The following is a 13,283-nucleotide window of genomic DNA, read 5'->3' on the forward strand; positions in this document are numbered from 1 at the left end:
CTCTCTAGAAGTTAAAAAATATTGACCTTAAACGAAAAAAGCTCACGGTCCGGGACCATGAGCAAAAGCGTGTTCAATCGGACATCATATATTTTTAAAGAGAAAGTGAAAGAAAGTTAGACCGGTTGATCTTCTTGAAAGGCTTGTTTTGCATCGTTCAGTGCCCGCATCCGGCTAACGCACGATTGAATGAACTGAATATCAATCGAACTGAATCGCGTGACGGGGCCTTTGGCTGATTCGGCACTAAATGTGAAGGTTCCGAGATTCCAAAGTTCGATTTTAAATCGTTTTCCTTTGTTGTCGTCGAAGTGTTGTACGAATTCGATTTTCGGTACCATACGAACCCCTCCTTGTTAGTCCATTCCCCTTTTTCAGCAATTAAAAAAGCCAAACTGTGCGTTAGCAACAGTTTGGCTTGAAAAAATTAAACGGGTGCGACGTCATAGCCGATTTCTTCGATGGCTTCGACTAGACGTTCTTGTGTGACATCTTCATGGACGACAGTGACTGAATTGTCAGGGAGCGAAACAGTCGCCGTTGTGACGCCGTCCAGTTCGTTCAGTGCCGATTCGACACTTGCTTTACAGTGGTTACATGTCATACCGATGACGTGTAAAGTCGTTTCTTTCATGAGTGAGTTCCTCCTTTAGTGAGTGGGGTACGTTTTAAGCGTAACGCATTCGTGACGACGGAAACAGAGCTAAATGCCATCGCTGCTCCGGCGAGCCACGGAGCGAGAAGTCCGAGAAAAGCAACGGGGATCCCGATCGTATTATAGGCGAGTGCGAAAAAGAGATTTTGGCGAATGTTCTTCATCGTCTGTTCACTCAACCGAATCGCCGTTGCGACTTGTTGTAAATCGTGTCCAAGCAGTGTGACGTCAGCTGCTTCTAAGGCGACATCCGTCCCGCTACCAAGAGCGATTCCGACGTCAGCCGTCGCAAGCGCTGGCGCATCGTTAATTCCGTCACCAACCATGGCGACGCGGTGTCCCGCATCTTGAAGGGCTTTGATGTGATCAGCTTTTTCGATGGGTAAGATATCTGCAAACACATGGTTTGTTGGAATACCGAGTTCCGTCGCTAGATTGAGGGCAACGTCTTTTCGGTCACCCGTCAAGAGATAGACTGCTTTTGTCTGTTGAATTTGAGCGATGACGTGTTTCGTCGTCGGCTTCAGTTCATCGCGAATCGCGTAACCAGCTTCAACGTGCCCGTCGACAGCGACATAGACGAATGTCGCGCCGGCAGAAGACCAGTCCGGGACATCGAACTGTTGATCCCGCATCATTCGTTCAGAACCAACCAGGATGTTGCGACCGAGAATCATCCCGCTGACACCGCGGCCGGCATCGACTTGAAACTGTTCAATATCGAACACGACATCCCGTTCTTCGGTAATCGCATGCGCGAGCGGATGCTCTGATTTTTTTTCGATGGCTGCTGCGAAGTCGAGTGCTTGTTCGTTCCCGAACGTCTCGACGACGACAGGGCGTCCGACGGTTAGTGTACCTGTTTTATCGAAAACGACGGCATCAACATGTTGTAACGATTCAAGCTGGGCACCACCTTTGAAAAGCACACCATGCTCAGCACCTTTACCTGTTCCGACCATGATGGATGTCGGGGTTGCGAGTCCTAATGCACAGGGACAAGCAATGACGAGGACAGCAATCGCAGGACGAATTGCTTCAGCAAATGAGCCGGCCGTCAACCACCAAGCACCAAGTGTGATGAGGGCGATGGCGACGACGATTGGCACGAAGATGCCGGAAATCCGATCGGCTTGTCGTTGGATTGGCGCTTTTTCTGTCTGCGCTTGTTCAACGACACGGATGATGTTCGCAAGCATCGTCTCCTGACCGACTTTCGTTGCTTCAATCAACAAATTCCCATTCGTATTCAAGGTTCCGCCAATGACGGTATCATCGGCACCTTTATGCGCTGGAAGCGGTTCACCAGTCAGCATTGATTCATCGAGATAGGCATCACCGGATAAAATCATTCCGTCCATCGGAATTTTCTGTCCCGGTTTGACGACGATCTGCATGCCGGGTTGAATCTGATCAATCGCGACCGTGCGTTCCGTGCCGTTGTCGAGGACGACGGCATCCGTTGCCTGCAGGGACAAGAGACTTTTGATCGCACCGGTCGTTTGTTGTTTTGCCCGATCTTCGAGTACTTTACCAAGAAGGACGAGTGTAATTAAGATGGCACTTGTTTCAAAGTAAAGATTCGGCATTACCGGATGGATGAGCATTTCTGCGACCGAATAAAAGTAAGCGGCTGACGTCCCGAGTGCGACGAGGACATCCATGTTGGCACTACCGCTCCGGAGACTCTTATAGGCACCAACATAGAACGGTGCCCCGATAATGAATTGAACGGGTGTAGCCAGTGCGAACTGGAGCCACGGATTCATCAGGAACGTCAGATGGACCGGACTATTTGGAATGTGCGACACCATACTGAGTAAGAGTGGTAACGACAGCAAGGCGGCGATGAAAAAACGATAGAGCATCCGCCGATCTTGCACTTTTTCATGAGGGGCCGACTTAATGGTCGCGCCATAACCGACCTTCTTGATTTTATCAATGATTGCTTGTTCATCGAGTTCGTCGGGGACTGCAATCCGCGCCGTCTCGAGTGGTAAGTTGACCGTCGCATCGACACCGTCCATCCGATTCAGGACTTTTTCGATTCGGGCTGAACAGGCGGCGCATGTCATGCCTTCAATGTTCAATTCGATTGTTTTTGACATACGTATACCTCCTTACTTCTTGAGTCGGGCGATGACGGACATCAGTTCGTCGACATAAAGATCTGTGTCTTTCTGTCCGGTAGCTGCATCATGCATACACATCTTGACATGACGTTCGATGACTTGTAGTTCGACTTGACGAAGGGCGGCTTGAATCGATGCCGTCTGTGTCAAAATATCGATACAATACCGATCTTCGGCGACCATGTTGGCGATACCACGGACTTGCCCTTCGATACGCTTCAAACGTTTATTTAATGCTTCCTGCTCTTCAGAAGAGCGGGGGACGAGCGGATGATCATGTTGCATAGGAACACCTCTTTCTGTTGGTAGTTGCTATTTAAACCATAACATATAGGGGTAGGGGGTACCAGTATGATGATTTGCAGGGGCAAAAAAATACGCCACCCGAATGGGATGGCGTATTCAGACTATAGGCAACGTGCTATCAGGAAATCAAACGTCTTTTCTCGTTGCTTTCCTCGGTCAAGGCGCTAGCCATTGCTCCTTGGTCCTCACAGACAACGAGCCAGGATCTTGCCTGACTTTGAAAGTGCGTTAAAAACGTACTCAGACTATAGACAACGTGCAATTGGGAAAGAAATCGTCTCTTTTTTCGTTGCTTTCCTCGGGCGAGGCGCAAGCCGTTGCTCCTTGATCCTCACGGACAACGAGCAGGGTCTTGCCTGCCTCTGAAAGTGCGTTAAAAACGCACTTTTTCCCGTAGGAGTCAACGAAACGTGACGCTTTTTATAGGAATACCGTGACGGAAAGACAGGCATGTAGATGGTGTAGAGCGCAATCTGTCTCGGTATCGTATGTTCACGATTCATAAGAGTTCGTCTACACGCTAAATACGCCACCCGAATGGGATGGCGTATTTAGAACCTTATTGATTAGAAACTTGAGGTTTGATGATTTGTTCGTTACGCGAACGACCGCTGATGATGTCTTCCGCTTGCGTCGCTCGTTTGATGAAGAACGAAAGGATGAACGCAACACCCGCAATGAACGTTGAAACGAGGAAGGCATAGTTAATCCCGTCAAGTGTTGCTTGCATCATGATTTGTTGTTTCAACGCAGCAGCAGCTTCTGCTGTCGGTTGACTCGTCATGTTTTGAGCGGCCTCTTGCGCAAGTTCCGTCCCACGTGTCTTCGCATGCGTCGACATGATCGTGACGAGCAATGCCGTTCCGATGGCACCCGACACTTGTTGCAACGTATTGTTCATTGCCGTTCCGTGCGGATAGTAGCGTGTCGGTAACTGGTTTAAACCGTTTGTCGAGACGGGCATCATGACCATCGACATCCCGAACATCCGGAGTGAATACAAGATGATTAAGTGTGTATACGTCGTGTCCATCTTCAATTGACTGAAGAAGTAACTCGTGACGACAGTGATGAAGAGACCAGTGATCGCGAGTGGGCGTCCTCCAATCTTATCGAACAATTTTCCGTTGATTGGTGACATGACTGCCATGAGGATGGCTCCCGGTAGTAACATCAATCCTGCATCGAGCGGAGAAATGCCGCGGATGTTTTGGACGTAGATCGGTAAGAGTAACATCCCGGAGAACATTGCGACCGTGACAACGATTGAAATGGCAGATGAGAGAGCGAACATCGGATACTGATAAATTTTGAAGTTCAACATCGGACGCTCCATCCGCAACTGACGCAGGATGAAAGAAACGAGCGCAATCACACCGATTGTCAGCGCGATTGTGACGTGTGGGCTGTCCCACCCTTTAGAGCCGGCAGAACTAAACCCGTAGAGGAGTCCACCGAAACCGAATGAGGATAAAACAACTGACATGAAGTCGAGTTTAGCATTCGACCGTTCTTTGACGTCACGGAGTAAGACGATTCCGGCGACGAGAACGACTAAAGCGATTGGTGTGATGAAGTGGAATAACATCCGCCAATCATAGTGCTCAATGATCCAACCTGACAAAGTCGGTCCGATTGCTGGTGCACCCATCATGATGAGTCCGAAGAAGCCCATCGCCGTCCCACGTTTTTCAATCGGGAAACTGACGAGCATGACGTTCATCAAGAGCGGCATCATGATTGCTGAACCAGAAGCCTGAATCATTCGTCCTGCCAACAGGACGGGGAATTCACTTGCGAACCCGGCAAGGATTGTACCGAGTGAGAATAATGTCATCGCGAGGATGAACAGACGACGAACAGAAAATTTCTGAATCAGAAAAGCAGATGTCGGAATTAAGATCCCGTTGACGAGCATGAAACCAGTCGACAGCCACTGGACGGTCGACGTCTCGATGTTCAAATCCTTCATGATCGAAGGAAGGGCGATGTTAAGTAACGTGTTATTTAAAAAAGCGATGAAGGCTCCAATCATCAATACGGAAAGGATACCGTAGGGGGGGCGATTAGAAGCAGTTTTTTCGTGTTGCATGATTTTCCTCCTTAATGAACTGACGGTACACATTTCTATACGGTCATTATATCTGTTGTATATCTTAATCTGATTTCAAGATAAATACAAACATTAATAACTAAGAAAGGTAATTTTATTTTTAGTGAAGCAGAAAAAACATCCGACTCTAAAAAGAGAAGGATGTTTATAAATCATTAATAATGCTGAAAGATCTCAGCCGACATGTGTGTTCAAGGCATCATTCGTAATGTCATAATGAGCTGCAGACCATGTCGCACGTCCTTTTTCAATGAAGATGACCTGAGGTGATTCATGACGTACGTTGTAATGTTCGGCGATGTGATTTGACAGTGTCCGTGCTTCTTGGACGAGCAAGTAGGCAGTCGGTACTGACGTCGCGTCAGCAAATTTCGTGTATTCAGAAAAACCGGCGGCACTGATTGGGCAGGTCGTACTGTGTTTACAGATCACGAACGAATCGTGTTCGGAAACGAATTGATCAAAGTCAGAAATCGATTGCAGTTTTCTAAGTTGTGGCATAGTATCATCCTCCATACGTCCGTAGACGGTCGCTTAACTTTAGATTTTCCCTGTAATCGACTGGACAGTCAATCAAAACAGGTCCGTCGCTATGATTTGCCTGTTCGAGACAGCTCGAGAGACTGCCGTGTTCACCGACACGAAGTCCGAGTGCTCCGAACGCTTTCGCCAGTTCGACGAGGTCCGGATTGTCGAATTCAATGTAGGGAGCACGCCCGTAAGCCTGTTGCTGCTTCCATTCAATTAAGCCGTACGTTCCGTCGCGCCAGATGATGACGACGATCGGAAGTTTTAACCGGACGGCAGTCTCAAGATCTTGCCCGTTCATTAGAAAGGCCCCGTCACCGGAAGCGCAAAAGATACGCCGGTCCGGGTATAACAGTTGCGCGGCAATCGCGCTCGATAATCCGTATCCCATCGAAGAAAAGCCGTTGGAAATGAATAATTGGTTCGGACGCGTTGTTTGAAAATGGCGGCCGAGCCATACTTTATGCGCACCGACGTCTGAAAACACCATGCCGTCTTCACCGATGGCCGCCTCGAGTTCACGGACGATGCTTTGGGGGTGAAGCGGTAGGGCCATCGAATACGTCGCTTGAATTTCTTTGCGGAGTTTATCGCGGTCTCCTTGCCAGCCGTCCCAGGCCCGTGTCGGAATCTCTTCTGCTAACAAACGTAACGTATCGGACAAGGGACCGACTAGATTCGCGACGACCGGATAGTACTGATCGATTTCATGGCGATTCGTATCGATATGAATGACAGCAGTCCGGTTCGGATTCCATTTCGAAGGCGGCAACTCCGTGATGTCGTAACCGATCGCGATGATTAAGTCACTCCGGTCAAGAATCCGTTGGTTATAATCCGTATTCGGCAAACCAATCGTGTGTGCAGCAAGCGCGTGTTGTGAAGAAATCGCACCTTTGCCCATCATCGTCTCGACGACAGGTGCGCCAAGACGCTCCACGAACTGACGGAACACGTCCGTCGCTTGTCCGCGATTGATTCCAAAACCGGCAATCACGACGGGACGTTCTGCCTGCTCGATTTGTTTTAAGACGGCGCTGTCTTTGACGGATGTCGGATGAAGCGTATCCGGTTCGCTGTCCCGTAAAAGGGGTGTCTTAACATCGACATCAGTTTTTGCGATATCTTCCGGGAAAGAAATGTGCGTCGCACCCGGTTTTTCACAGCATGCCTCGGCGAACGCTTGACGGACGATTTCCGGGATGACTTCTCCTGATACGACCGATGTACTTGACTTCGTGATCGGTCGGTACATCTCGACTAAATCGAACATTTGATGGGATGCCTTATGCTGGCGCCATGTCGCTCCTTGTCCCGTAATCGCGACGACGGGCGAGTGGTCCATCGTTGCACTTGCGATGCCCGTCATCATGTTTGTCGCACCTGGTCCGAGCGTCGATAAGCAAACACCGGCACGACCGCTTAAGCGACCGAACATCGCTGCCATGAAAGCAGCATTTGTTTCATGGCGTGTCGTGACGAACGTAATATCCGATTCACTGATGGCGTCGAGCAACGTAATGTTTTCTTCTCCCGGGACACCAAAGATGTGCGTGACCCCTTCTGCTTCGAGGCAGGCGACGAACCGTTCTGCCGCATTCATGCGTCCATTCCTCCAATTGAAACATATTTTGTTTCAAGGTACGCTTCGAGACCTTCTGATCCACCTTCGCGTCCGATTCCTGATTGCTTCATGCCACCGAATGGTGCTTGGGCAGCAGATGGAACACCATCATTCCAGCCGACGATGCCGTAATCGAGTTGCTCAATCGTCCGCATCGCCCGTGCGTAGTTGTTCGTAAAGACATAAGACGCGAGGCCGAACGGTGTTTGATTGGCATAGTGAATGGCTTCTTCGTCAGAGCTGACACGTTGAACGGGAGCGACAGGACCGAATGTCTCTTCGTTCATGATCAGCATTTGTGGTGTGACATCAGCGATGACCGTTGCTTCATAATAGTAGACATCTTTCTCTTCATCCGTCGTTCCAGTCCCACCTGTGACGACACGGGCACCAGCTGACGTCGCATTGTCGACGTGTTTTTTGACTTTGTCATAACCGGCTTGATTGATCATCGGACCGATTTTTGTTTCTTCATCAAGTCCGTTCCCGGTTTTAAGCTTCGCTGTCGCTTCGCCTAGCTTTTCGACGAACGTATCGTAGATCGAATCAGAAACGTAGATCCGGTTCCCGCAGACGCACGTTTGTCCACCATTACGGAATTTCGATTTAATCGTTTCCGCGACGGCGAGATCAAGGTCACAGTCGTCAAACACAAGAATCGGAGCGTGTCCGCCGAGTTCGAGTGACATCGCTTTAATCGTCTCGGCACCTTGCGCCATCAATGTCCGGCCGACTTCTGTTGAGCCGGTAAATGTGATTTTGTCGATGTGCGGATGCGTTGCGAGCGATTCTCCGAGCTCTTTTCCGCTTCCCGTCACGGCGTTGACGACACCGTTTGGAATGCCGACTTCCTGGCAAAGTTCAAGCAGGCGCAGAGCAGTCAGTGGTGTTGCGGTAGGTGGCTTCAGGATAAACGTACAGCCTGCAACGAGTGCCGGTGCCATTTTTCGTGTAATCATCGCAGCCGGGAAGTTCCAGGGTGTGATGGCGGCGACGACACCGACCGGTTGTTTCATGACATGAAGTCGTTTGTTCGTATCGTGCGAGGGAATGATGCGTCCGTACGCACGTTTTCCTTCTTCCGCGAACCACTTGACAAAGTTTGCCGCGTACTGAACTTCCCCTTCCGATTCTGCGAGTGGTTTCCCCATTTCAAGCGTCATCAAGCGCGCGAGTTCGTCCTTTTTCTCAATCATCTTCGCATACAGTTTCTCGAGAAGTTCAGCGCGTTCATAGACACTTCGTTTCGACCAGGCCGGAAACGCTTGGCGAGCCGCTTCAACGGCATCGTTGACATCCGATTTCGTTCCGTTCGGGACACTCCCGACGATTTCCCCGGTTGCGGGATTTTTGACGTCCGTCCGTTCACGGTCATGATCAAGCCACTTTCCATCAATCAAAAATTGTCCGTCCATCTTACAAAATCCCCCTTTTTTATTTGCATTGTAAAGAATATACCCGAACGAGCAAAAAAAGATTCATCTTTCGACAGAACTTCATGCAAAAGGCTAGAAATCGACCGATAAAGAGTGTAGGATAATTCAGTAACTGTAATGTATCCATGACTGAAATATTGTTAACAAACGTCATCACTTTGAAGTGCCGGAAACAGACCGGGAACGTTGACATTGCATGTGTATTTGATAAGATGAAGGTAGAGTATTTGCGCAATCGATTGCGCTAAAAGAAATGAATCGATCACCCTTATAACAAATGAGCAATTATGATGAAAAAAATCAATGAACTAAGACTGACACACGAGAGGATTTATACACGATGACACAAATGATACCGCGCCCAGAAACGGCCCAAAAAACTCTAACACGCGCTTGGTGGAAAGAAGCTGTCGCTTATCAAATCTACCCACGAAGCTTCTACGACGCAAACAACGATGGAATCGGCGATATTCCGGGTATCATCGCAAAACTCGATTATTTGAAAGATTTAGGTGTCGACGTTCTTTGGATCTGTCCGATGTTTAAATCACCGAATGATGATAATGGATATGACATCAGCGACTATGAAGATATCATGGATGAATTCGGGACGATGGCAGACTTCAACCTCTTAATGGAAGAAGCGCACAAACGCGATATTAAAGTATTGCTTGATTTGGTCGTCAACCATACATCGGACGAACACCCGTGGTTCCTCGAATCGCGTTCTTCAAAAGACAATGAAAAACGCGACTGGTACATTTGGAAAGATGCCGTCAATGGTGGGGAACCGAACAACTGGGAAAGCATCTTTGGTGGATCCGCATGGGAATATGACGAAAAGACAGAACAATACTTTCTACATGTCTTCTCACGCCGCCAACCAGATTTGAACTGGCAAAACAAAGACATGCGTCAAGCGGTCTACACGATGATTAATTGGTGGCTCGATAAAGGAATCGACGGGTTCCGAATCGATGCCATCAGCCACATCAATAAAGACCAATCATTTGCCGATTTACCAAACCCACTCGGCATGCCACACGTGCCATCGTTTGAGATGCACATGAATGTTGAGGGGATCCATGAGTACTTGGAAGAACTTAAGGATGAAACGTTTTCGAAGTACGACATCATGACAGTCGGTGAAGCGAATGGTGTTACACCGGAAGAAGCAGATCTTTGGGTCGGCGAAGAGAACGGAAAAATGAACATGGTCTTCCAGTTCGAGCATATGGATTTATGGCGGTCAGATGCTGAAAAAGGTGTCGACGTCGTCAAACTGAAACAAGTTTTGACGAAGTGGCAAAAAGGGCTTGAAGAAACAGGCTGGAATGCACTTTACCTTGAAAACCACGATAAGGTCCGGTCCGTCTCACTTTGGGGAGATGAAGAGCAGTACTGGAAACAAAGTGCGAAGTCGCTCGCGATGATGTACTTCTTTATGCAGGGGACGCCATTCATCTACCAAGGGCAGGAAATCGGGATGACGAACGTTCAATTCCCGGACATCGCGGATTATGATGATGTCGCGACGAAAAACATGTACAACATGCAACTGGCATCCGGTAAAACACATGAAGAAATCATGGAAGTCATCTGGAACTCGTCGCGTGACAATTCCCGGACACCAATGCAGTGGACGAACGAACAAAATGGCGGATTCTCTTCACAGTCGCCGTGGTTCGGTGTCAATCCGAACTTTGCGGACATCAATGTCGCGTCACAGCAAGCAGACGAAGATTCGATTCTTAACTTCTACAAACGGATGATTCAAATCCGGAAAGCAGAAGAAACGTTGATTTACGGAGAATACGATTTGATTTTACCGGAAGATGAAAAAGTCTATGCCTACACGCGGACACTGGGTGACGAACAATTCTTGATCGTCACGAACTTAAAAGGTGAAGCAGCAGACATCGATACGGACATCATCCTCCATTCGGATAATCTGGTGCTCGGTAACTACGAGACAGCCTATCATGAAGGAACGGAACTGGCGCTGCGTCCATTCGAAGCACGTCTGTACCGAGTACGATAAACAATGACTGGATTCGGCACGTGCTGAATCCAGTCTTTTTGTGTATCTTGTCAGTTTGCGACCGTGCGTAAGATGAAAAAATCGTGTACGCTAGACGATGAGGTGATAAAAAGTGAAACCAAAACGTTATCCCGTCCTGCTGCGGCAAGTGACGACGATTCAAGATGACGCGATGCGTGAATCCGTCGATCTCGAAGCAGAAGGTATGCTGTTCGAGACGAAGGACGGTTTTGCGGTGAAATTCGTACAAGAAGACGAGCAACCGATTGATACGACGATCAAATGGTCGCATGATCAAGTTGCGTTGAACCGTAAAGGACCTGTTTCAATGCACCACGTGTTCATTTTAGGACAACAAACGAAGAGTGGGTATGAAAGTCAATTTGGTCAGATGTTGATGCAGACGGAAACCCATACGATTGAAATGCTCGACCAAGAGATGCGCTTCACCTACGATTTGATGATGAATCATCAGGCGGTCGGAACGTATACGATTGAATTAACATGGAAACGGAGTGAGACAGATGGCGTTTGAACAAACGGTAAAAGAGATGGAACAGATGCTCGACGAGGAATGGTTCGAGTGGTTAGAAAATGATGAGGATAAATACAATGCATGGCGCGATCAGCTCGAGACACTCTCAGAACAAGTCATGACGGAGTACAACCCGAAAGTTGAGACGGATGCAATCGATTCATTGTTGTTAATCAATGAAGAATTGCCAGTCTTATACGGGGAAGATACAGTCATGTTGTATACGGCGTTACTTCACGCCCGAAAAGAGGACGAAACCGTCTACGAGCGCTACCTCGCAATTCTCGGTGCATTCGCGGAAGAAAATCACCCGGCGCTCCGTCAGGTCGAACAGGCTGTCGCAAAAAAAGATTATCAGACGGCGTATACAAAAGCAGTCAAGTTGCCGCAAGCGTTAGGTCTCGAATAACGGCGGGTTAGACAGAATTGCTTTTGACTACGCTAAAGATGATGACGAAATAGAGAGGTGGGTTTTGATGCCCCCTCTCTATTTGTGTTCAAAAAATTGTTTGCAGACACGCTATTTCTCGATCGCTGTTTAAACCTAAGAATTTTCAGGGTAATGACTGCAATAGAGAGGAGTGGAGCCAAATGGCAGCATATAAAAAAGACAGTATTAAACTGACAGGAGCCATCGGTTTAGGGACAGGTGTCATGATCAGTGCCGGAATTTTTGCTTTACTTGGGCAGGTCGCAGAACTGTCCGGGACATGGTTTCCATTCATTTTCATTATCGGTGGGATCGTGACGGCGTTCAGTGCCTACTCTTATATCAAGCTGAGTAATGCCTTTCCGTCAGCAGGCGGAATCGGAATGTTTCTTGTCAAAGCGTACGGTAAAGGGACGATTACGGCAGGTGCTGCCTTACTGATGGCTTTATCGATGGTCATTAATCAAAGTTTAGTCGCCCGGACGTTCGGGACATACTTACTGCAATTATTCCCGGGGGATCAAGCCGACTACCTCGTGCCGTTACTCGGTGTCGGATTATTGGTTTTCGCCTTTTTAGTCAATATCGCAGGAAATGCCTTCATCCAGTCTTTTTCACTCGTCGCTTCCATTTTGAAGATCGCGGCACTCGTTGTCTTTGCGATTATTGCGTTATCAATCGGTGGATTTTCATTCGTCCCGGAGACGACGGGGAGTGCACCCGATGTCACAATCACCGGCTACATCGCGGCAGTTGCGTTAACCATCCTGTCGTTTAAAGGGTTTACGACGATTACGAACAGCGGGTCTGAAATCGTCAATCCGAAACGCAACGTCGGCATCGCAATCATCGTGTCGATTTTAATCAGCCTGGTCGTCTATCTCTTGCTTGCCTTCTCGGTCTCAAGCAGTCTGTCGCTTCAGGAAATCATCGATGCGAAGGACTATGTCCTGGCAGAAGCGGCACGTCCGGCACTCGGTGACGCCGGTGTCTGGTTCACGGTGTCAATCGCACTCCTCGCGACGATTTCCGGAATCATTGCCAGTGTCTTCGCCGTTTCGCGGATGCTCGCGATGTTGACGGACATGACGTTGATTCCGCACCGACACTTCGGGATGCCAGGGTCGGTGCAAAAGCACACGTTAGTCTATACGATTGTCGTTGCGATGGTCTTAACGGTGCTGTTCGACTTGACACGCATCGCCTCGATGGGCGCGATTTTATATCTCGTCATGGACATCATCATTCATATCGGTGTGCTGAAACATCTTCGGAAAGAGTTGAGCGTTAATCCATTCATCGTCATCAGTGCAATCATCCTTGACGCGATTGTTCTTGGTGCCTTCGTCTACGTCAAAGCCTCAAGTGACTGGCTTGTCGTCGTCGTGTCACTGATTGTCATCGCCGTCGTCTTCTTCGGTGAGCGACTGTTCTTAAATCATGTTGACGAAAAAGATACATCAAACGATAAATCAGAGTAAGT

The 13,283-nt window shown here is 48.5% G+C and carries 12 protein-coding genes; 4 read left to right on the forward strand and 8 right to left on the reverse strand.

Annotated features, from left to right (window positions below; all coding sequences use genetic code 11):
• Positions 1 to 116 precede the first annotated feature (116 nt).
• The 8 genes from P403_RS0109450 to P403_RS0109485 all read right to left on the reverse strand — a co-directional run bounded on the left by P403_RS0109450 (position 117) and on the right by P403_RS0109485 (position 8,773).
• Positions 117 to 341, reverse strand: coding sequence for a hypothetical protein (locus P403_RS0109450; protein WP_029332396.1), 225 nt, complete (start codon positions 339 to 341; stop codon positions 117 to 119).
• An 86-nt stretch (positions 342 to 427) separates the two neighbouring features.
• A complete protein-coding gene (locus tag P403_RS0109455; protein ID WP_029332397.1) occupies positions 428 to 634 on the reverse strand; it encodes a cation transporter in 207 nt (68 codons plus the stop codon).
• Positions 631 to 2,763: a heavy metal translocating P-type ATPase gene (locus tag P403_RS0109460; RefSeq protein WP_029332398.1), complete on the reverse strand. Its 2,133-nt coding sequence runs from the start codon at positions 2,761 to 2,763 to the stop codon at positions 631 to 633. Before P403_RS0109460 ends, P403_RS0109455 begins: the two co-directional genes overlap by 4 nt.
• A gap of 12 nt (positions 2,764 to 2,775) precedes the next feature.
• Positions 2,776 to 3,072 carry a metal-sensitive transcriptional regulator gene (locus P403_RS0109465; protein ID WP_029332399.1) on the reverse strand — a complete coding sequence of 99 codons (297 nt, stop codon included), beginning with the start codon at positions 3,070 to 3,072 and terminating at the stop codon, positions 2,776 to 2,778.
• A gap of 580 nt (positions 3,073 to 3,652) precedes the next feature.
• Positions 3,653 to 5,185 carry a DHA2 family efflux MFS transporter permease subunit gene (locus P403_RS0109470; protein ID WP_029332400.1) on the reverse strand — a complete coding sequence of 511 codons (1,533 nt, stop codon included), beginning with the start codon at positions 5,183 to 5,185 and terminating at the stop codon, positions 3,653 to 3,655.
• A 195-nt stretch (positions 5,186 to 5,380) separates the two neighbouring features.
• A complete protein-coding gene (gene ytxJ / locus P403_RS0109475; RefSeq protein ID WP_029332401.1) occupies positions 5,381 to 5,707 on the reverse strand; it encodes a bacillithiol system redox-active protein YtxJ in 327 nt (108 codons plus the stop codon).
• 4 nt (positions 5,708 to 5,711) lie between these two features.
• The gene (locus P403_RS0109480; RefSeq protein WP_029332402.1) at positions 5,712 to 7,337 is read right to left on the reverse strand and encodes an acetolactate synthase large subunit; all 1,626 of its coding nucleotides are present in this window, start codon (positions 7,335 to 7,337) and stop codon (positions 5,712 to 5,714) included.
• Positions 7,334 to 8,773, reverse strand: a complete 1,440-nt coding sequence (locus tag P403_RS0109485; protein ID WP_029332403.1) for an NAD-dependent succinate-semialdehyde dehydrogenase — start codon at positions 8,771 to 8,773, stop codon at positions 7,334 to 7,336. The genes P403_RS0109480 and P403_RS0109485 overlap by 4 nt, the downstream gene beginning before the upstream one ends.
• Before the next feature lie 361 nt (positions 8,774 to 9,134).
• Between P403_RS0109485 and P403_RS0109490 the strand changes: the two genes are divergently transcribed.
• The 4 genes from P403_RS0109490 to P403_RS0109505 all read left to right on the forward strand — a co-directional run bounded on the left by P403_RS0109490 (position 9,135) and on the right by P403_RS0109505 (position 13,281).
• Entirely contained in the window at positions 9,135 to 10,835 is a 1,701-nt protein-coding gene (locus P403_RS0109490) for a glycoside hydrolase family 13 protein (protein ID WP_034801114.1), read from the forward strand.
• Positions 10,836 to 10,947: 112 nt separating this feature from the next.
• Positions 10,948 to 11,370, forward strand: a complete 423-nt coding sequence (locus P403_RS16050) for a YwiB family protein (RefSeq protein WP_235195193.1) — start codon at positions 10,948 to 10,950, stop codon at positions 11,368 to 11,370.
• Complete coding sequence (locus P403_RS0109500; RefSeq protein ID WP_029332405.1) at positions 11,360 to 11,779, forward strand: hypothetical protein; 420 nt, start codon at positions 11,360 to 11,362, stop codon at positions 11,777 to 11,779. Before P403_RS16050 ends, P403_RS0109500 begins: the two co-directional genes overlap by 11 nt.
• A gap of 182 nt (positions 11,780 to 11,961) precedes the next feature.
• Entirely contained in the window at positions 11,962 to 13,281 is a 1,320-nt protein-coding gene (locus tag P403_RS0109505; protein WP_029332406.1) for an APC family permease, read from the forward strand.
• The last annotated feature ends 2 nt before the right edge of the window (positions 13,282 to 13,283 follow it).

This window comes from Exiguobacterium oxidotolerans JCM 12280, from assembly GCF_000702625.1.
Classification (GTDB): Bacteria; Bacillota; Bacilli; order Exiguobacteriales; family Exiguobacteriaceae; genus Exiguobacterium_A; species Exiguobacterium_A oxidotolerans.

Excerpts from the sequence above, each read along its gene's own strand:
- P403_RS0109460 (WP_029332398.1), bottom strand. The coding sequence starts at position 2,763 with ATGTCAAAAACAATCGAATTGAACATTGAAGGCATGACATGCGCCGCC.
- P403_RS0109465 (WP_029332399.1), bottom strand. The coding sequence starts at position 3,072 with ATGCAACATGATCATCCGCTCGTCCCCCGCTCTTCTGAAGAGCAGGAA.
- P403_RS0109450 (WP_029332396.1), bottom strand. The coding sequence starts at position 341 with ATGGTACCGAAAATCGAATTCGTACAACACTTCGACGACAACAAAGGA.
- ytxJ (WP_029332401.1), bottom strand. The coding sequence starts at position 5,707 with ATGCCACAACTTAGAAAACTGCAATCGATTTCTGACTTTGATCAATTC.
- P403_RS0109500 (WP_029332405.1), top strand. The coding sequence starts at position 11,360 with ATGGCGTTTGAACAAACGGTAAAAGAGATGGAACAGATGCTCGACGAG.
- P403_RS0109485 (WP_029332403.1), bottom strand. The coding sequence starts at position 8,773 with ATGGACGGACAATTTTTGATTGATGGAAAGTGGCTTGATCATGACCGT.
- P403_RS0109505 (WP_029332406.1), top strand. The coding sequence starts at position 11,962 with ATGGCAGCATATAAAAAAGACAGTATTAAACTGACAGGAGCCATCGGT.
- P403_RS0109480 (WP_029332402.1), bottom strand. The coding sequence starts at position 7,337 with ATGAATGCGGCAGAACGGTTCGTCGCCTGCCTCGAAGCAGAAGGGGTC.
- P403_RS0109490 (WP_034801114.1), top strand. The coding sequence starts at position 9,135 with ATGACACAAATGATACCGCGCCCAGAAACGGCCCAAAAAACTCTAACA.
- P403_RS0109455 (WP_029332397.1), bottom strand. The coding sequence starts at position 634 with ATGAAAGAAACGACTTTACACGTCATCGGTATGACATGTAACCACTGT.
- P403_RS0109470 (WP_029332400.1), bottom strand. The coding sequence starts at position 5,185 with ATGCAACACGAAAAAACTGCTTCTAATCGCCCCCCCTACGGTATCCTT.